The organism is Amycolatopsis sp. NPDC059021 (genome assembly GCF_042739895.1).
In the GTDB taxonomy this organism is placed as follows: Bacteria; Actinomycetota; Actinomycetes; order Mycobacteriales; family Pseudonocardiaceae; genus Amycolatopsis.
On the sequence record NZ_JBHYIQ010000055.1, the window covers coordinates 33366 to 52149 of the forward strand.

9 protein-coding genes are annotated in these 18784 nt (G+C 71.7%); 4 read left to right on the forward strand and 5 right to left on the reverse strand.

The window, feature by feature from the left end:
- Positions 1–225 precede the first annotated feature (225 nt).
- From ACFWX1_RS28645 to ACFWX1_RS28655, 3 genes are all read right to left on the reverse strand, one after another.
- Complete coding sequence (locus tag ACFWX1_RS28645) at positions 226–6675, reverse strand: beta-ketoacyl synthase N-terminal-like domain-containing protein (RefSeq protein ID WP_378392466.1); 6450 nt, start codon at positions 6673–6675, stop codon at positions 226–228.
- Positions 6672–8402: a fatty acyl-AMP ligase gene (locus ACFWX1_RS28650; protein WP_378392468.1), complete on the reverse strand. Its 1731-nt coding sequence runs from the start codon at positions 8400–8402 to the stop codon at positions 6672–6674. The genes ACFWX1_RS28645 and ACFWX1_RS28650 overlap by 4 nt, the downstream gene beginning before the upstream one ends.
- A 420-nt stretch (positions 8403–8822) precedes the next feature.
- A complete protein-coding gene (locus ACFWX1_RS28655; RefSeq protein WP_378392470.1) occupies positions 8823–9713 on the reverse strand; it encodes an alpha/beta hydrolase in 891 nt (296 codons plus the stop codon).
- 130 nt (positions 9714–9843) lie between these two features.
- On the opposite strand from ACFWX1_RS28655, the gene ACFWX1_RS28660 reads away from it, so the two are divergent.
- On the forward strand, positions 9844–11187 hold the full coding sequence (locus ACFWX1_RS28660; RefSeq protein ID WP_378392472.1) for an MFS transporter: 1344 nt from the start codon (positions 9844–9846) through the stop codon (positions 11185–11187).
- On the opposite strand, the gene ACFWX1_RS28665 is transcribed toward ACFWX1_RS28660, so the two are convergent.
- Both ACFWX1_RS28665 and ACFWX1_RS28670 read right to left on the reverse strand, forming a co-directional pair.
- Positions 11107–13209, reverse strand: coding sequence for an MMPL family transporter (locus ACFWX1_RS28665; protein WP_378392474.1), 2103 nt, complete (start codon positions 13207–13209; stop codon positions 11107–11109). The genes ACFWX1_RS28660 and ACFWX1_RS28665 overlap by 81 nt on opposite strands.
- A 280-nt stretch (positions 13210–13489) precedes the next feature.
- The gene (locus tag ACFWX1_RS28670) at positions 13490–14614 is read right to left on the reverse strand and encodes a PucR family transcriptional regulator (protein ID WP_378392476.1); all 1125 of its coding nucleotides are present in this window, start codon (positions 14612–14614) and stop codon (positions 13490–13492) included.
- 135 nt (positions 14615–14749) lie between these two features.
- Between ACFWX1_RS28670 and ACFWX1_RS28675 the strand changes: the two genes are divergently transcribed.
- From ACFWX1_RS28675 to ACFWX1_RS28685, 3 genes are read left to right on the forward strand one after another with little or no spacing between them, the layout of a single operon-like run.
- The gene (locus tag ACFWX1_RS28675; RefSeq protein WP_378392478.1) at positions 14750–16198 is read left to right on the forward strand and encodes an AMP-binding protein; all 1449 of its coding nucleotides are present in this window, start codon (positions 14750–14752) and stop codon (positions 16196–16198) included.
- Positions 16195–17397, forward strand: coding sequence for an alpha/beta hydrolase (locus tag ACFWX1_RS28680; RefSeq protein WP_378392480.1), 1203 nt, complete (start codon positions 16195–16197; stop codon positions 17395–17397). Before ACFWX1_RS28675 ends, ACFWX1_RS28680 begins: the two co-directional genes overlap by 4 nt.
- Positions 17394–18590 carry an MFS transporter gene (locus ACFWX1_RS28685; protein WP_378392482.1) on the forward strand — a complete coding sequence of 399 codons (1197 nt, stop codon included), beginning with the start codon at positions 17394–17396 and terminating at the stop codon, positions 18588–18590. The genes ACFWX1_RS28680 and ACFWX1_RS28685 overlap by 4 nt, the downstream gene beginning before the upstream one ends.
- Positions 18591–18784 lie beyond the last annotated feature (194 nt).

The window sequence follows — 18784 nt, forward strand, 5'->3', positions numbered from 1 at the left end:
CCGCGTCCCCAACGACGCGTTCGAGACGCTCAATGTCTCTTACGCGTCGTTCGCGACATGCGCACGCTGGACCAGCGCGCCGAGGCGATGTCCTGAACGACGCGTACGGGACGTTGAACGTCCTCAACGACGCTTTCGAGACATGTCCCACCGGCATGACACAGGCCTCCTTCCCCGCGCGGGACACGGGGAAGGAGGCCTGCACGACACGGCGCGAGCTGCGATTCAAGACTCCCGTCGTGCCGTGACGGGACGCTGCCGAGCTACGCCGCTCGCCAGTGCCCTGGTCAGATGGGCCGCGATGACCTCGACGTTCGGCGGGTCGAGCACCGAGAGGTGATGCCCCGGCACGGTCACCACCTCCAGGTCCCGGCACACCGCGTCCCAGCCGCGCGCCGGGTCGGACCGGTCGAACCGCGGATCCCGCAGCCCACCGGGGACGGCCTCGGCGGCGCTGTAGAACACCGTCCGGCCCTGATACGGCGACGGCTGGTAGCGCTCCAGCAGGCGCGCGTCGAGGAACGAGCTGCGCTGGTGCGCCAGGATCGCGCCACTCACCCGCGAGTCGATGACGCCGGCGGCGAGGATCGTCTCGATGAGCAGGTCCGCCTGGCCCTCGTCGTCGAGGCGGGCCAGTTCGGCGTAGGGCAACTCGACCGGCCGTCCGTAGCTCGTCCGCAGGAACTCGCCGAACCGCTCGAACCGGCGCTCCAGTTCGTCCACTTCGGACAGTCCGGATTCCTGCGGCAGCGGCAGGATCGGGTCGACCATGGCGAGCAGCTCCACCTGCTCGCCCGCCGCGATGAGCCGCTGCGCCGCCTCGAACGCCAGGAATCCGCCGAACGACCAGCCCGCGAGCCGGTACGGCCCGAACGGCTGCACGCTGCGTAACCGAGGCAGATACGCCTCGACACGGTCCTCCACGGTGCCGGTGCCGTCGACGCGGTCGAAGCCGTACGCGGGCACGTCGCCCGGCAGCAGGTCGACGAGCTGGCGGAACACCGCGGTGTCCCCGCCGCCGGGGTGGAAGAAGAACACCGGGGGTTCGGCGCCGCCCTCCCGCAGGAGCCGGACCGGGCCGGTCTGCGCGACCGCGTCCCGCACGAGCTCGGCCATCAGCTCCGCCGTCGGCCGCTCGAACAGCTCGGCGCGGCTCAGTGCACGGCCGGTGCGGACACTCAGCAGCTCGGTGACCCGCTCGGCCGCGGCGGTGTCCCCGCCGAACTCCTGCGTGACCCCGACCGGCTCGCCCAGCACCTCTTCCCACACCGACACGACGAGCCGCTCCGCCGCGTCACGCGGGGGCACCCGCACCGAAGCCGGCCGACGCGGCGACGGCAGCGTCGCTCCCGCGACACCGAGCTCACCGAACAGCCACTCGCGCAGATCGGCCAGCGACGCGCCCCGCAACAGCAGCGACACCGGCGGCACGGCCGCGAAGTCGTGTTGCAGGCCATTGCCGATGCGGACCGCGAGCAGGGAATCGACCCCGAGGCTGGTGAGCGGCACGTCCTCGGCCAGCCCGCCGGGCTCCATGCCCATGACGGACGCGATCCGCGCCCGCAGCTGTTCCCCGGCGAGCACCCGGATCTCGGCGGGTGCCCGATCGCGCACGGCGTCGAGTCCCGGCCAGTCGGTCGAAGGCGCCGAAACGGCGTGCCCGGCGAGCAGTTCGCCGAAGAACGGCACCGCGACGAGGTCGGGGAACGCCGTCGCGAGCCGGGTGGTGTTCAGCCGCACCGCGCCGAAAGCGCCGCCACCGGCGGAGAGGACCTCCTCGATCAGCCCGAGCCCCTCGTCCGGGCCGATCGGGGTGAGCCAGGGAACCTCCAGTCCGGCGGCGGCGCCGACCTCGGCCCAGGTCCCCCAGTTGATCGTGGCCCCTGGGAGACCACTCGCCCGCCGCAACGCGACGACGGCGTCCAGATACGCGTTCGCGGAGGCGTACGCGGGCTGCCCGGGAAGACCGTGCAGCGCGGCCGCCGAGGAGAACCCGAGCCACCAGTCCAGCCCGGCGTCCACAGTGGCCTCGTGCAGCCGCCAGGCACCATACGCCTTGGGCAGCCAGGACTTCCGCAGCGTGTCATCGTCCAAACGCGACACCGTCCGGTCGTCGAAGACGGCGGCCGCGTGCACCACACCGCGCGCTAGGGCGCCCTGGCCCGCCGCGGCGATCAGCCGTTCGGCGACCCCGTGCTCGGCGACGTCCCCGAGCACGACCTCGACCTGGGTGCCCGCCGCGGTGAGTTCCTCGATCACGGCCTGCGCAGCGGGTTTCGGCGCCGACCGTCCATTGAGGACGATCTTGGCGGCGCCGAGCGCGGCGATCCGCGCGGCGAGCGTGAGGCCCAGTCCGCCGAGACCACCGGTCACGACGTAGCCGCCGTCCGGCCGCACGATGGGTTCCTCGCCCGGCGAGGGCAGCGACGTCGCCGCGAGCCTCGCGACGTACCGCTGCTCGCCGCGCCAGGCGACCTCATCGTCGGCTGCCTGCCCGGCCACCTCGCCGACCAGCGCCTCGGACGTGTCCACGTCGAGCCAGGTCACCCGCAGTGCGGGGTGCTCGAAGGCCGACACCCGCACCAGGCCACGCAAAGCGGCGAGGCCGGGCTTGCCGGGTTCGCCCGACTCGACCGCCGCAGCCGACGACGTCACCAGCCAGACCCGAGGCGTGCCAACGGCTTCGGCGAGTACGCGGATCAGCTCCGCAGCTTCACCGACTGCCCGCACTCCGGCGTCCGGGCCTTCGGCGGCCTCGTCGTCCACCAGCACGACGACGTGATCGACACCGGCGCACCCGGTCGCGTCGGCCACGCGCCGAGCCTCGATCCCGGCCGCCGTGAAGACTCGCACGGCCTCGTCGGCCCGGGGCGTACCGCCGAGGACGGCGACCGGGCCGGTCGGCCACCGGTCGGGGCGCTCGGCGGGACGCCATTCGTGGGCCAGGAGCTTTTCCTTCAGCGGTGCGGAGTTCCGGGGGAGCTTCCGTGCGAACACGTCCGCGATCTCCAGCACGACGACGCCGTCGGCGTCCATCAGCCGCAGCTGGCCGAGCACGCCACCGGCACCCGGCTCCGGCGCGTCCACCGACACGTGGCTCGTCACGCCGGTGCGTGGATCCCCGAAGACCCGCACCGTGCCGAACTCCATCGGCAGGTAAGCGTCGTCGGACTCCACTGTGGACAGTGCGGCGGCAAACGTCTGGAGGCACGAGTCGAGCACCACCGGATGCACGAAGAATCCACCGGACGCAACGCCCTCCGGCGCCTCCACGGTCGCGGTCGCGCACCATTCGCCGACGCTGACGTCGAGGACGCCGGCGAACGACGGTCCATAATCGACACCGAGCGAGCGCAGCCGGTGGTACAGCTCCGCGGGCGCCAGCGACGTCTCCGGTTCGCACCCGGACTCCCAGGCCGACTCGGCCTCCTCGGTTTCGGCCACGGTCACGCTGCAGTGCAGGATCCAGCCGTCCTCGCCGCGGGTGTGCACCCGGAGCTTGCCGTCGGCGGTGGTGAACGTCGTGGTGACGCGGGTGTGCTCGGTGAGCGGCAGCGGCGCGTGCAACGCGAGGCCCCGCAGTTCGAGCAGCTCCGGCGGGCGGCCCAGCGCGGTCGACGCCGCCGTGTACGCCATCTCGACGTAGCAGGCTCCGGCCAGGATCGCGGTGCCGTCGATCCGGTGATCGGCCAGCCACGGCCGGCGTTCCGTACCGAGGTCCGCCTGCCACAGGTGGGTGTCGGCGTCCGGCAGTTCGACGTGCACGCCGAGCAGCGGATGCGTGCCGGCCACCTCCGGCCGGGCGAGCTTCGGCGCCCAGTGCTCGCGGTGCTGCCACGGCGTGGTCGGCGGATCGAGCAGCCTGCCCGCGGTCCGCGGCCGCCGGTCGCCCGCGGCCAGCGCGGCGCCGAGGTTGATGTGGAACCGGCGGCGTTCGTCCTCGCCTCGGCGCAGCGTGCCGAGCACGGTCACCGCGCGCTCGCCCGCGGTTTCGAGAATCGCGTGGTGCAGCACCGGATGCGGCGAGATCTCGACGAACGTGGTGAAGCCGTCGCCGATCGCCTTCTCGACGGCCTGGGTGAACCGGACCGGATTGCGCGCGTTGGCCGTCCAGTAGTCGGCGTCGAAACGCACGTCGCCGGCCTCGACGGCCGTCGGGTACACCGTCACCGACGGCTCGTGCGCGAAGACATTGGCCAGTTCCGCGCCGAGTTCGGGGACGACCGGGGCGATGATCCGCGAGTGGCTGGCGACGTCGACGTTGATCGCCTTGGCCAGCAGCCCGCGGCGCCCGACCGTCTCGACGAGCGACGCGATCTGTTCCGGCGCACCGGAAACGACCGTCTGGCCCGGCGCGTTGTAGACGGCGAGATCGACGTCCGGGTAGTACCGCAACAGTTCGGTGACCTCGTCGGCGGGCAGTTCCAGCAGGGCCATGGTGCCCTTGCCCGCGGTGGTGGCCAGCAGCTTCGACCGGCGCACGGCGATGCGGGCGCCGTCGGCCAGCGAAATGGCACCGGCGACGACCGCGGCCGCGACCTCGCCGAGCGAATGCCCGATCACCGCGGCGGGCTCGGCGCCGTAGTGGCGCCACAGCTCGGCGAGCGCGACCTGGATCCCGAACAGCACCGGCTGCAGCGCGGCGAATCCCACCGGCTCCACCCCGGACTCCAGCATGGCGCGGATCGAGCGGCCCTCACCGCGCATCGCCTCGTCGACCTTGTCCACGGCGGCGGCGAAGGCGGGCTCGTCGGCCAGCAACCGCCGTCCCATCCCCGCCCACTGCGAGCCCTGCCCGGAGAACACCCAGACCGGCCCGGCGGCATCGGACCGGCCGGCCGAGACGCCGGGGACGACCGTGCCCGCGACGAACGCGCGCAGGCCCGACACCAGCTCGTCGTGGTCGCCCGCGGTCACCACGACGCGGTGCCGCCCGCTGGCGCGGCGGGCGAGCGAATGTTCCACATCGGACAGTGGAAGGTTCCCGGAGTCGCTCAGCCAGTCGGCGAGCCGTCCGGCGGCGAGGCGCAGGCGCTCCGGCGAAGCGGCGGCGAGCAGGTACTGGCCGGGCCCGCCGGACACCGGTTCCTCGTGCGGCGCGACGGGTGCCTGCTCGGCGATGACGTGCGCGTTGGTACCGCCGAAGCCGAACCCGGAGATCCCGGCACGCGCGGGCCTGCCCTGTCCCGGCCACGGCTGCTGCTCGGCGACCACGGACAACCGCAGGTCCTCGAACGGGATGTGCGGGTTCGGCTCGGTGAAGTGCAGGCTCGCCGGGATGCGCCGGTTCGCCAGCGCCAGCACGACCTTGATCAGGCCGGCGATCCCGGCGGCGGCTTCGAGGTGGCCGAGGTTCGACTTCACCGAACCGAGCAGCAGCGGACGGTCCGCCGGACGTCCCTCGCCGAGCACCGCGCCCAGCGCGCTCGCCTCGATCGGGTCACCGAGCAGGGTCCCGGTGCCGTGCGCCTCGACGTAGTCCACTTCGGACGGTTGGACGCCGGACGCGGCGCAGGCGGCACGCAGCAACGCCTGCTGCGCGGCCGGGTTCGGCGCGGTGAGGCCGTTGGAGCGGCCGTCGGAGTTCACCGCGGAACCCCGCAACACCGCCAGCACGCGATCACCGTCGCGCTGGGCCTTGCTCAACGGCTTGAGCACGACGACGCCCGCGCCTTCGGCCCGCGCGATGCCGTCGGCGGAGGCGTCGAACGGCTTGCACAGCCCGTCGGCCGAGGTGATGCCCATCTGGTCGAAGTTGGCCGTGACCCCGGGGCTCAGCAACAGGTTCGCCCCGGCGGCGAGCGCGACGTCGCTCTCGCCCGCCCGCAGGCTCTGGATCGCGAGGTGTACCGCGACGAGCGAGGACGAGCACGCGCTGTCGACCGCCACGCTCGGGCCGCGCAGATCGAGCACGTACGAGAGCCGGTTCGCCGCGATGCTCAGCGCGGAACCGGTCCCGCTCCAGGCGTCGATCCGGCTGACGTCGCCGAACGTGAGCTGCCCGTACTCGTTGCCGCTGATCCCGACGAACACGCCGGCAGGACTGCCGCGCAGGCGGTCCGGCGCGATCCCGGCGTGCTCCAGCGCCTCCCACGCGACCTCCAGCAGCAGCCGCTGCTGCGGGTCCATGGCGCTCGCCTCGCGCGGCGTGATCCCGAAGAACTCGGCGTCGAACTCGGAAACCGAGTCGAGGAAGCCACCCCAGCGGGTGGTGCGGGCCAGTGCTTCGGCCTGCTCCGGCGAGTCGTGGCCGAACTGCTCCCAGCGGCCCTCCGGCACCTTCGAGATCGCGCTTTCCGCGGCCATCAGCAGCCGCCACAGTTCGTCGGGACCGTTGACGCCGCCGGGCAGGCGGCAGCCGACGCCGATCACCGCGATCGGCTCGGCGGCGGCGGCGTCCATGTTCGCCGACGCCGCCGACGAGATCGATGTCTCGCCCTCGGCTTCCGGCACCAGCGCGGCGGCCAGCGCGGTGATCGTGGGGTGCTGCCACAACAGCTGGGTGGGCAGCTCCCGGTCCAGTTCGTCCTCCAGCTCACCGGTCAGCGTGACCGCGTCGCGGGAGGTGAGGCCGTACTCGCGCAGCGGGCGGTCGACGTCCACTTCGGACACTGGAAGCCCGCAGATCTCCGCGAGGCGTCCCGCCAGCCAGTGGCGCAGTTGAGCTCTGGTCATGCGAGCTCTCCCTTCAGGTAGCGGGCCCGGGTGGCCGAGCGGGCGATCTTGCCGCTCGAGGTACGCAGGACGGTGCCCGGCCGGACGAGGACGAAGGCGTGCAGCCGCAGGTCGTGGTGCTTGGCGACGGCGGCGCGCACGGCGCGTTCGACCTCGCCGGCGTCCAGTTCCTCGACGGCCACGCCGTTGGAGTACTCGGCGACCACGACCGGTGCTTCGCGGCCGTCGTGGGGCACGCTGAAGACCGCGAGCCGGTCGCGGCGCAGTGCGGGATGCGCTTCCTGCGCGGTCGCCTCGATGTCCTGCGGGTAGTGGTTCTTGCCGTCGATGATGATCAGGTCCTTGAGCCTGCCGGTGATGTACAGCTCGCCGTCGAGGAACACGCCGAGGTCGCCGGTGCGCAGCCAGCCCCCTTCCGGCGTCGCGCCCCTGAGGTGCCCGTCGAAGGTCTCCGCCGAACGCTCCGGCTGGCGCCAATACCCGTCCGCGACATTGGCACCGTGGATCCAGATCTCCCCGACCTCGCCGTCGATCCTGGGCGCGCCGATGGCCGGGTCGGCGATCCGCACCAGCTGGCCGACCGGAACCCCCGCCGAGACGAGCCGCAGCGCGCGGTCGTCGCCCTCGGGCACCGGAACCGCCCGTCCCGCACCGAGTTCCACGCGGTCCAGGACCGCCACCCGCGGCGGCCGCTGCGGCGTGGTGCTGACGAACACCGTCGCCTCGGCCAGCCCGTAGGAGGGCCGGTGCGCCTCGGCGCGGAAGCCGAGCGGGCCCGCGGCGTCCAGGAATCCCGCGATGGTCTCCGCGCGGACGGGCTCGCTGCCGTTGATCGCCGAACGCACACCGGACAGGTCCAGGTCCGCCACTCCGTCCGATTTGGACAGTTTCGCGGCGGTGTACTCGAAGGCGAAGTTGGGCGCGGCGGTGATGACATCGTGGCGCCCGCTCATCAGCTTCAGCCAGCGCACCGGGCGGCGGGTGAACGCGAACGGCGTGGTGAACACCGAATGCGCCCCGGTGTGCGCCGGCAGCGCGACGAGCTGGATCAGGCCCATGTCGTGGAAGAACGGCAGCCAGCCCGCGCAGGTGCTGTCCTCGCCGACGCCGAAACCCGCCACCACCTGACGCACATTCGCCGCGAGCGCCCCATGCGTGATCACCGCACCCGCCGGGCGGCGAGTCGAGCCCGAGGTGTACTGCAGGTAGGCGGGCCGATCCGGCGTGACGGCGGGGGCCTCGAACCCGTCGGCCAGCGCACTGTCCACAGTGTCCACCGCGATGAGCTGTTTCGGGTGCGGCACCGGATGCGCGTTCATCAGCTCGTTGATGCCGGGCACGGCCGAGCTGGAGGTGAGCCACACCTCGGGGTCGCTGTCGGCCAGCGCGCCCACGAGGCGTTCCCCGTGCGAGCTCACCTCCGGCGCGAACAGCGGCACCGCGATCACACCCGCGTACAGCGCGCCGAAGAACCCGACGACGTAGTCCAGGTTCTGCGGGCACAGCACCGCGACCCGCTCACCCGCCTCGGTGACCTGGTTCAGCCTCGCCGCGACGGCGCGGGCGCGCCGGTCCAGCTCCGCCCAGGTCAGCGTCGTCTCCACCCCGTCCCGTTCGTCGCCGTAGTCGACGAACGTGAAGGCGGGCCGGTCGGAGTCCCGGCGGGCCGCCAGCGCGGCGGTCAGCGGGCTGAATTCGGCCACGAAATCGATTTCCTGGTTGGACATGACGCTCCCACCTTGTGCGTTCTGCGAATCCGCCCGGCATGGCCGGACGAGCGGACTTCCGGATGTGAAAGCGGTGAACCGCGGACGGCGGCCGGTGTCTACACGCCGATCGACCGGTTCACAGCCTGTGTGTGCAAGCGACATTGCAAGGCGCCAGGGACGTTACCGTTCGCACTTTTACTCACGCAAGGGCGCAACTGTTGTGAGCCGAACCACCCGCACCGGAAAGGCGGCTTCTCCAGTGGAGCGAACGGAAAATCAGACGACCGTAGGTGCTTTTTCACAGTATTCACAGCCGCGGTATTCGGGGCGTCGCACATTCGTTATTAACGATACCCGAACGCGGTTTCGGGCTGGGCTGATCGAAAATGCGGGCGCCTCGAACGCGTCAGCGGACACGCTGCGCCGATCCCGTGGCCGTCACGGGCCGGGCGACCGCAGCGCGTCCAGGAGAAAGGGCCAGGAGCGCGCGAGTTCTCGTTGCCACGACGGCCAATCGTGGGTTCCCTGGCCGAAACTCGTCGTCGCGGGCCAGCTGAGCGAGGCCAGGCGCCGCGCGAGATCGTGGCTCGCCGGGCCGACTATCCGTTCCAGCAGCCGGTCCCCCGGCGCCGGCGGATCACCTCGCACACGGTTCCCGTCCCCCGCCGCGAGATAGACCGGCGTGCCGACGAGCCCGTCGGCCAGGTGGTAGGGATCGTTGCGCAGCCAGCGATCGCGGCCGATCCAGCGGCTGCCCCACATCGCGGACATCCGCTCGCCGACGGTGTGCAGATAACGCCGGAGCAGCAGCGGCGTCCCGGGCCGCGTGGTGTGCACCATGCCGCTGTAGGAGGCCGCGGCCGCGAAGAGGCCGGGGTTCCCGGCGGCGTAGACGAGCGCGCCGTATCCACCCATCGAGACACCCGCGACCGCGCGCACCTCGCTGCCGCGATACCACCGCTCGACGAGATTTCTCAGCTCCACCAAGTGAAATCGCGGCCAGTCCGGGGTCGTGCCGAACTGGTCGGGCGCGCGCCAGCGCGTGTAGAAGCCCGCCCTGCCGCCGTCCGGCAGCACGACGAGGACGTCGTCCTCGAACGCCCGCCGCGCGATGTCGGTCCGCGTCAGCCAGCATTCCGGCCCGTCGTCGCCGCCGTGCAGCAAATAGAGCACCGGCCAGGTCCGCCGGGAATCCGGGGACCAGTCACGCGGCGTCAGCAATAACGCCGACGTGGTTCTGCCGAGCGCGCGCGAACCAAGCCGGAGGTCGATCCGGTTCGGCGACGGCGACGTTTCGGCGGTCACCTCGATTTCATCGTCCGTATACATTTTCTCCGGTCTCCCTGTTTGCCCGCAAAGCGGTCGCCGCTATCGTGGGAACAAGGCGGGCCCGAAACGGACACCGAACACGTGTTTCCGCTTCTGGCACCCTCATCGCCGGTACCGGGAAGGTCGTTTCATGACATATTCGGGCTCCTCCCAGAAGGTGGGATTTTCGCGTAACCCCGGATGGACGCTGCTGGCGGTTTCGCTCGGCGGGGCGATGGTCGGCCTCGACGGGACCGCACTCACGATCGCCGGCCCCGAGATCGGCAAGGACACCGGAGCGTCCCTGTCCGGCCTGCAGTGGATCACCACCGCGTACCTGCTGGCACTGGCGCTGGCGTTGTTCCCGGCCGGCCGGATCGCCGACCGGTACGGCAGGCGGGCGGTGTTCCTCACCGGGGTCATCGGGTTCGGCGCGGTGTCCGTGCTCATCACCATGGCCTCGACGGTGGCCGCGCTGATCGTGCTCCGCGCGCTGCAGGGGATCTGCGGCGCGATGTTGCAGCCCGCGGCGCTCGCGCTGCTGCGGATGGCCTTCCCGCCGCACCGGCTGGAGCTGGCGCTCGGCGTCTGGGGCGGGGCGTCCGCGGCGTCGATCGCGGCCGGGCCCATCGTGGCCGGCCTGCTGGTGCAGTGGTCGGGCTGGCAGGCGGTGTTCCTGGTCAACGCGCCGATCGCGGGGCTCACCACGCTGCTGACGCTGGCCACCGTGGCCGAATCGCGCTCGGCGGGCGGCCGCCTCCGGGTGACCTCCCTGCTGCGCGCGCCCGGCGTCGCCATCGGTGCCGTGCTCACGGTACTGAGCTACTTCTCATTGTTCGGCCTCCTGTTCTTCCTGACGCTGTACCTGCAGAACGTGCGCGGCCTCGACCCGGTCGCGGCGGGGCTGTGGCTGCTGCCGGTGACCGTGGTGGTCGTGCTCAGCGCCCCGCTGGGCGGCGCGCTCGCCGCGCGGTTCGGCCCGCGCCGCCCCGCGATCTGGGGATTCGTGCTGGTCTCGGTCGGCATGCTGGGCTTCACGCTGCTCGACGTGGACACCGGCTGGACCGACGCGCTGCCCGCGTCGCTGGTGCTCGGCCTCGGCACCGGGATCGCGCTGATCGCCTCGACGCAGGTGATCATCGGTGGTTCGCCGGTCGCCATGTCGGGCCTGGCCTCCGCGCTGCAGCAGGTCGCCACCCAGCTCGGCGGCGTGGCCGGGATCGTCGTCCTCGGTGTGGTGATGTCGTGGCGGGCCAAGGAAGTCCTCCCCGACGAAGCGGTCACCCAGGGTCTGGTTCCCGTCGGCGCCGATCCCGGCAAGGCACATGTCGCCTTCCTTTCCGGGTTCGCCGCGACGGCGGCGGTCGCGGCCGTGGTCGTCATCGCCGGTGCGGTGGTCGCGGTCCGGATCCGCTCAGGCCGCCCCGTGCCGGAGCCTGCCGGGCCACCACACGCCGCGTCCGATGTGGACGGTGAGCGCCGGGACCAGCAGTGACCGCACGAGCAGGGTGTCGAGCAGGACACCGAAGGCGACCAGGAACGCGATCTGTGCCATGAACAGGATCGGCAGCACCGAGAGCGCGGCGAACGTCGCGGCGAGCACCACCCCGGCCGAGGTGATGACCCCGCCGGTGACGGCGAGCGCCTCGAGCGTGCCGGCCCGGGTGCCGTCGTTGAAGGCCTCCTCGCGGACACGGGTCATCAGGAAGATGTTGTAGTCGATGCCCAGCGCCACCAGGAAGACGAACGCGTAGAGCGGCACGGACGGGTCCGAACCGGGGAAGTCCAGCACGTGGTTGAACACGAGAGCGCCGACGCCCAGCGTCGCGGCGAAGGAGAGCACGACCGTCGCGATGAGCATGAGCGGCGCCAGCAGTGAGCGCAGCAGCAGGGCCAGCACGCCGAAGATGACCAGCAGCACGATCGGGATGATCACCCCGCGGTCCCGCTCGGCGGCGTCGCGGATCTCCTGCTGGATCGCCGTCTGACCACCGACCTTCGCCTCCGCGCCCGGCACCGCGCGCGCCGCGTCCCGCACCTTGTCCACTGTGGACATAGCGGCGGCGGAGTCCGCCGGGTCGTGCAGGGTCGCGTCGATCTCGACCAGCCCGTCGAGCACCTTCGGCTGCCCCGTCGCGGGATCGAGGTTCACCCGCGCGCCGCCGTCCACCCCTGGCACCGCGCCCACGGCCTTGGCGACCCGCTCGGCCGCCTCCTGCCGGGCCACGATCACCACCGGATTGCCCGCCCCGCCGGGGAAATGCTCGGCGAGCGTGTCCTGACCGGTCACCGCCTCGACCTTGGTGAGGAAGACGTCGGCCTGGCTCACCCCGTCGGATTTCAGGGTGGGCGCGAAGGCGGCGAGCGCGGCGAGCACCACGGCCGTCGCCGCCCACACCCACCGGTAGCGACGGCCGACCAGCGCCCCGATCCGCGACCACAGCCCGTGCCGCGCCCCCGCCGCGGGCCGCACGGGCCAGAAGGCGGCGCGGCCCAGCAACGCGAGCATCGCGGGCAGGAAGGTCAGCGACGTCAGCAACGAAGCGGCGATGCCGATCGCGGCGACCGGGCCGAGGCCACGGTTGGACGTCAGCTCGCTGAACAACATGCAGAGCAGGCCGAGCACGACGGTTCCCGCGGAGGCCACAATGGACTCCGCCGAGGCACGCAGCGCCACCACGACCGCCGCGCGCGCGTCGTCTCTGCGGGCCAGTTCCTCCCGATATCGCGCCACCAGAAGGAGCGCGTAATCGGTCGAGGCGCCGAAAACCAGGATGAACAGGATGCCCTGCGTCTGCCCGTTGAGGGTCAGCGCGCCGTGCTTGGCCAGCGGGTAGACCACCGCCGACGCGGCGATCAGCGCGAACCCGGCGCTGGCCAGCACGACGATGGGCAGCAGCGGGCTGCGGTAGACCAGCACGAGGATCGCCACCACCGCGATCGCGGTGATGACCAGCAGCTTCCCGTCGATGCCACCGAACACCTCGCTGAAGTCGGCGTTGAACCCGCCCGGCCCGGTGATCGCGACGGACAGCCCCAGCGGCGTCGTGGCGTGGACGACGTCCCGCATCTCCCGCACGGTCTTCCCGGCGGCGAAACCGTCCACACCGGACACCGGGACGACCAGCTGGACGGCCTTCTTGTCGTCGGAGTCGATGGGCGGACTGACCGGGCCCGCGAGCCCGCCGAGCTTCCCCACGGCCGTCGCCGAACGCGCGATCGCGTCCCGGTCGGCCCCGGTGATGCCGGTGTCCCTGCTGTACACGACCAGCGCGGGCTGGATCTTGCCGCCGGCGAAGCGTTCCTGCAGATGGGCGACCTCGGTCGCTTCGGCACCTGCGGGCAGGAACGACGCGCCGTCGTTCGTCTGCACTTCCGAAAGCAGCCCGGGGAAACTCCCGCCGAGCACCCCGAACGCCAGCCATGCGAGCGCGATGATCGCGGGGAGCAGCCAGCGCCGCCGCACCCGCGTGGGCCCGGCACCGGTCTCGTTCTTGTTGGCCAGCCGCAGACTCATGGGAGTACCTCGGGGAAGCTCGGAAAGCGTTGGCGGAGAAGTACTGCAAGAATGGGACGCCCGTACAGGCCACAGCTCACCAGGTGCGTGCGGCGGCAAGCAACCAGCCAGCACCTTGCGAGCGGGAAGTTTCCCCGCCCAGACCGGTACGGGAGTACCCATCCCGGTCACCGGCGCACTCCGTTTAGCGCACTCTGCCAGGTCTTTCACCAGCAAGTACGCCGACTGTGAAACTGTGAATATCACACGCTGTGGTCCGGCTCTCACCCACCCGTGCGGGTCAGTGCGCCGGGGTGCGGCCCAGCCGGACGAGCCACCACAGCTCGGCGATGTCCGCCGGGTCGCGCAGATCCGCGCCGGTGAACTCGGCGAAGTGGGCGAGCCTGCGTCGCAAGGTGTTGGGGTGCACCGGCGACGCGGCGGCGGCCTCGTCGATCCGCAGTCCGTGTTCCAGGTAGCCGACGACCGAACTCCAGATGTCCATACCGTAACGTCCCTTGTCCCGCAAGGGTTTCAGCAGCCGCTCGGCGAGAATGGCGGTCAGCTCCTCGTCGGCGGAGGCGACGGCCGCGAGCCGTAACGTCGCGAGTTCGTGGGTCCCGCCCATGCCGAGCCGGAACGCCGCCGCCAGCGCCCTGCCCGCCGAGCGTGCAGACAGGTGCAGCTCCTCGGGCGGGCCGAGCGGCCCGATCCCGAACGTACCGAGCGACGTCTCCAGCGACACCCCGGCGGCGAGCACGCCCGCCACGTCCTCCCTGCCGACCGCGGCCAGCACCGCCCCCGAGGGCGCCGACTCCCGCAGCACGGACACCGTGACGCCCGGCGCCAGCCTGCCGCGCACCGCCGCGTACCTGCCGTCCGGGTCGAGGCCGAGACCGACGAGGTGCGCGCGGCTCGACGCCGGGGACGTCGTCGGCGCGAGCAGCGCCCGCAGGGAGTCCCCGATCCGCTGTTCGTCCTCCCGCGCGACCCGCAGCTGGACCTCGTGATGCGCGGTCGCCGCCGCGACCGTGACGACGTCCAGCCAGCGCCACACCAGGCCCAGCGTGGCGAGCAGCGCCGCGTCGTCCGCGCCGTGTTCCCGCGCCCGCGCCTCGATCAGATCCCAGCAGGCCTCCCCCGCGACGCGGTAGGCGGCGAGCACCGCGGCGAGGCTGACGCCCTGCCTCGCCCGCGCGACCCCGATCTCGGTGATTTCCCGCAGTTCGGCCGCGTCGGGCAGCCGATGCTCACGCAGGTGCGCCAGCGCTGTGGCGACGATGCGCCGGTTCCCCGACCGCAGCGCCTCGTCGGTGACGGCGGCGTACTCGGGCACCGTCTCGCGGATGCGGGCGACGAGCCGGCCGACGATCGCGTCGAGCCGCGCGGGATCGCCGAGCAGCTCGTCCAGTGCGGGAGCCGTCATAGTGGAAACCTCCAGCGAAAGGGCGGGGAAACGCACCTCGGGTCCAACGTTGCCCGGGTTTCATTGTCACAAAATCCCATTCTGACGATGATCGGCGGGAGGATACGACGACGTGACGATGGGGAGTTTGACCGCATGGACCGCACGACCCTGGCCGCCCGCCTCGCCGACCTCACCGCCGCCGACCCCGGCCGCGCCGCGCTCACCTGCGGGGGCCGGACGCTGAGCCGCCGCGAACTCGACCTGCGCAGCACCGCGCTCGCACACGCGTACGCGGATCTCGGGGTCGGTGCGGGCTCACTGGTGACCATCGCGCTGCCCAACGGGATCGAGTTCGTGCTCGCCGCGCTCGCGACGTGGAAGCTCGGCGCCACCCCGCAGCCGCTGTCCTACCGGCTCCCGGCGGCCGAACTGGAGGCCGTGCTCGCGCTCGCCGATCCGGCACTCGTCGTCGGGCCCGAGGTGGCGGGACGGCGGCACGTGCCACCGGGGTTCACCCCGCCGGAGAACCACGCACCGCTCCCCGCCGTCGAACCCGGTCCGTGGAAGGCGCCCGCGTCCGGTGGCAGCACCGGCCGTCCGAAGATCATCGTCGCCGGAGAAGCCGCGTACGCCGATGTCCTGGCCGGAGTAGCGGCGTTGTTCGGGATGACGCCGGACGGCGTGCATCTGGCCGCCGGGCCGCTGTATCACAACGCGCCGTTCATGATGTCCGCGTCGGCGTTGTTCACCGGAAACCATGTCGTGGTGCTGCCGAGGTTCGATGCGGCGGAAGCCTTGCGTGCCATCGAAAAGTACCGCGTGGACTGGGTTTTCCTGGTGCCGACGATGATGCACCGGATGTGGCGGCTGCCCGAGGCCGAGCGGGACGCGGCCGATCTGTCGAGCCTGCGGGTCGTGCTGCACGGCGCCGCGCCGTGCCCGGTCTGGCTGAAGCAGGCGTGGCTCGACTGGATCGGCCCGCAGCGCCTGCACGAGCTGTACGCGAGCACCGAGGCGCAGGCGGGGACCCTGATCACCGGCGAGGAATGGCTCGCGCATCCCGGCAGCGTCGGCAAGGTGGCGCTGGGCGAAATCCGGGTGCTCGACGACGAACACCGCGACGTCCCGGCCGGCGAGACCGGTGAAATCTGGATGCGGTCCACGCCCGGCGCGCCCGCGACCTACCGGTATCTCGGCGACACCGCGACGACGCTGCCCGGCGGCTGGGAATCCCAGGGCGACGTCGGCCGGTTCGACGCCGACGGCTATCTCTACCTCGCCGACCGCAAACCGGACATGATCCTGGTCGGCGGCGCGAACGTGTTCCCCGCCGAGGTCGAGGCGGCGCTCGACGAGCATCCGTCGGTCCTGTCCAGCTGCGTGATCGGGCTTCCCGACGAGGACTACGGCAACATCGTGCACGCCGTGGTGCAGACCGACGGGCCACTCGACGAGGTGGCGCTGCTCGAACACCTCAAGTCCCGGCTGGCACCGTACAAGCTACCTCGTGGCTTCGAGCGGGTGGACGAGCCGCTACGGGACGACGCGGGCAAGGTCCGCCGCGCGGCCGTGCGCGCCGAACGCCTGGCCACGTACCGGTGACGGCCGCGCCCACGCGGACCGGGCTGACCGTCGTTTCCCGCCAGGCACTGGGGTCACGGCTCGTGGAGTACACAGTGGACTCGGCGGCGGTCGGCGGACGGACCAGCCTGCGCATCCTCTTCCCCGCCGAGTACACAGTGGACACCCATCGGCGCTTCCCGGTGCTCTACCTGCTGCACGGCGGGGACGACGACTACCGCTCGTGGACGGACAAGGGCGAGGCGGCCGAAACGACCGAGAAGTTCCCGCTGATCGTCGTCATGCCGGACGCCCGCAACGGCTTCTACTCGGACTGGGAAAAACCCGGCCGCCTCGGCACGCCTCGCTGGGAGACCTACCATCTCGGCGAACTGCTGCCGTGGATCGACGCCACGTTCCGCACCATCGCGCGCCGCGAAGGACGGGCGGCGGCGGGTCTTTCCATGGGCGGGTTCGGCGCGTTCTCCTACGCGGCAAGGCATCCGGACCTTTTCGTGGCGGCGGCGAGTTTCTCCGGAGTACTCGACACGAACCGGTACTCGTGGATCACCGAGATCGCGGCGCGGCGGGACGGCGGCGGCTTCGGGGCGATCTGGGGCGACCGGCTCACCCGCGCGACCCGCTGGCGCGCGCACAACCCGTGGGATCTGGCGGAGAACCTGCGGGGCATGACGCTGGCCGTGCGCACCGGCAACGGGATGCCCGCCGAGCGGGAGCACCGCCGCCCCGACCCGGTGGAGGCGATCGTGTACCACCAGTCGGTGCGGATGCACCGGAAACTCGGCACACTGGGCATCGGCCACCACTGGCACCACCGGCGCGGTGTCCACGACTGGCCACAGTGGATAGACGACCTCCGTGCGACGGTCCCCTTGCTGGCCGAGGCCCTCGCCGACCCGCCGTCCGCCCCGGACCCGTTCTCCTACACCTCGGCCGAACCCGAGTTCGCCGTATGGGACTGGACGGTGACCTTTTCCCGTTCCCACCGGGAATTCTCGGCGTTGTCCCATGTAGACAGAGAAGGTTTCGCGCTCACCGGCAGCGGGACGGCGCGGGTGCGCACGGCGGCCTGGTACGAGCCGGGCCTGCGCTACACCGTCCACGTCGAAGATCCTTCGGGTACCCGGCCCGGCACGGTACTGGCCGACCGCGAAGGACGTCTGTCGTTCTCGTTGCGGCTCGGCGACCGCAACGGCACCGCGTGGGTGAAGATCCGATGACCGGCGTCGTGACCGAACCGACGGCGCCGGTCCGTCCCGGGTGGATCGCCGCGCTGTCGGCCGCGACGCTCGGGATGTCGATCGCGGTGCTCACGCCGATCCAGGTGCTGCTGCCGTTGCAGATCGAGGCGATCGACCCGGCGCGCAAGGTGGCGAACCTCGGCTGGATCACCGCCGTCGCCGCGGTGCTCTCCATGGTGGTGTGCCCGGTCGCGGGCGCGCTGTCGGACCGCACGGCCTCGCGGTTCGGCAGGCGGCGGCCGTGGGTGCTGGGCAGCGGCCTGGTGTGTGCCGCCGGGCTCGTGCTGCTCGGCTTCCAGCACACGATCCTCGGTGTGGCGCTGACCTGGTGCGTGGTGCAGGCGGGCACCAACGCGATGTACGCCGCGCTCACCGCGTCCGTGCCTGATCTCGTGCCGGTGCGGCAACGCGGTGTGGTGTCGGCGTTCGTCGGGCTTCCGCTGCCGCTTTCGTTGATACTGGGCAGTTTTCTGGTGAGTTCGGTGGTGACCGGCCGGGTCGCCGGGTACTGCCTGCTGGCGGGACTGCTGCTGATCCTCATCGTCCCCTTCGTGCTCCTGCCGACGGACACGCCGAAGCTCGAGCACGGCCCCGCCGGGCTGCCGAAGTTCACCCACGACCTCGGCTGGGCCTTCGGCTGCCGCCTCGGCATCCAGCTCGCCAACGCCGTCGGCACGCTGTACCTGCTGTACTACCTGCGCGACGTCGTCCACCACGAGGACCCGGCGCGGGCGGTGTTCCTGCTGATCGTCGTCTACACCGCCGGGATCCTGCTCACCAGCGTCGTCGCGGGCCGGTGGTCGGACCGCAGCGGACTGCGGAAGCCGTTCGTCGTGGTCTCCTCGGCCGTGGTCGCCGCCGCGATGGTGGTGCTTTCGCTGGCGCACACGTTCTCCGCCGCGCTGTTCGCGGCCGCGTTGATGGGCGTGGGCTACGGCGTCTACCTGGCCGTGGACAACGCGCTCATCACCCAGGTACTGCCCGCGGCCCACGCGCACGCGCGCGACCTCGGCGTCGTCAACCTCGCCAACACCGCCCCGCAAGCGCTCGCCCCGGCCATCGCGGGCGTGGTGATCGCCGAGCTCGGCGGCTACTCACCGCTCTACCTGCTCGCCGCGGCCTGCGCGCTCGCAGGGGCGGCGGCGATCGCCCCGGTGCGGTCCGTGCGGTGATTCCCGGAACGCTCTGAAGGGGGCCTTCAGAGCGCTGGACGCCACGGATGTTCCCTTCGCCGGACATCGGTCTACAAAGGACACTTAGCACCGCGGCGACGTGCGCGAGGCCGCCCGTGGGCGTCGCCGACGGACATAACTCCGCGGGGCGCCCCCGCGACGCCCCCGGACGACAGGATATCACCCAAGAACCC

What these genes read in the sequence shown, in the direction of transcription:
- ACFWX1_RS28645 (WP_378392466.1), bottom strand. Translation starts at nt 6,675, where the DNA reads ATGACCAGAGCTCAACTGCGCCACTGGCTGGCGGGACGCCTCGCGGAG.
- ACFWX1_RS28650 (WP_378392468.1), bottom strand. Translation starts at nt 8,402, where the DNA reads ATGTCCAACCAGGAAATCGATTTCGTGGCCGAATTCAGCCCGCTGACC.
- ACFWX1_RS28655 (WP_378392470.1), bottom strand. Translation starts at nt 9,713, where the DNA reads ATGTATACGGACGATGAAATCGAGGTGACCGCCGAAACGTCGCCGTCG.
- ACFWX1_RS28660 (WP_378392472.1), top strand. Translation starts at nt 9,844, where the DNA reads ATGACATATTCGGGCTCCTCCCAGAAGGTGGGATTTTCGCGTAACCCC.
- ACFWX1_RS28665 (WP_378392474.1), bottom strand. Translation starts at nt 13,209, where the DNA reads ATGAGTCTGCGGCTGGCCAACAAGAACGAGACCGGTGCCGGGCCCACG.
- ACFWX1_RS28670 (WP_378392476.1), bottom strand. Translation starts at nt 14,614, where the DNA reads ATGACGGCTCCCGCACTGGACGAGCTGCTCGGCGATCCCGCGCGGCTC.
- ACFWX1_RS28675 (WP_378392478.1), top strand. Translation starts at nt 14,750, where the DNA reads ATGGACCGCACGACCCTGGCCGCCCGCCTCGCCGACCTCACCGCCGCC.
- ACFWX1_RS28685 (WP_378392482.1), top strand. Translation starts at nt 17,394, where the DNA reads ATGACCGGCGTCGTGACCGAACCGACGGCGCCGGTCCGTCCCGGGTGG.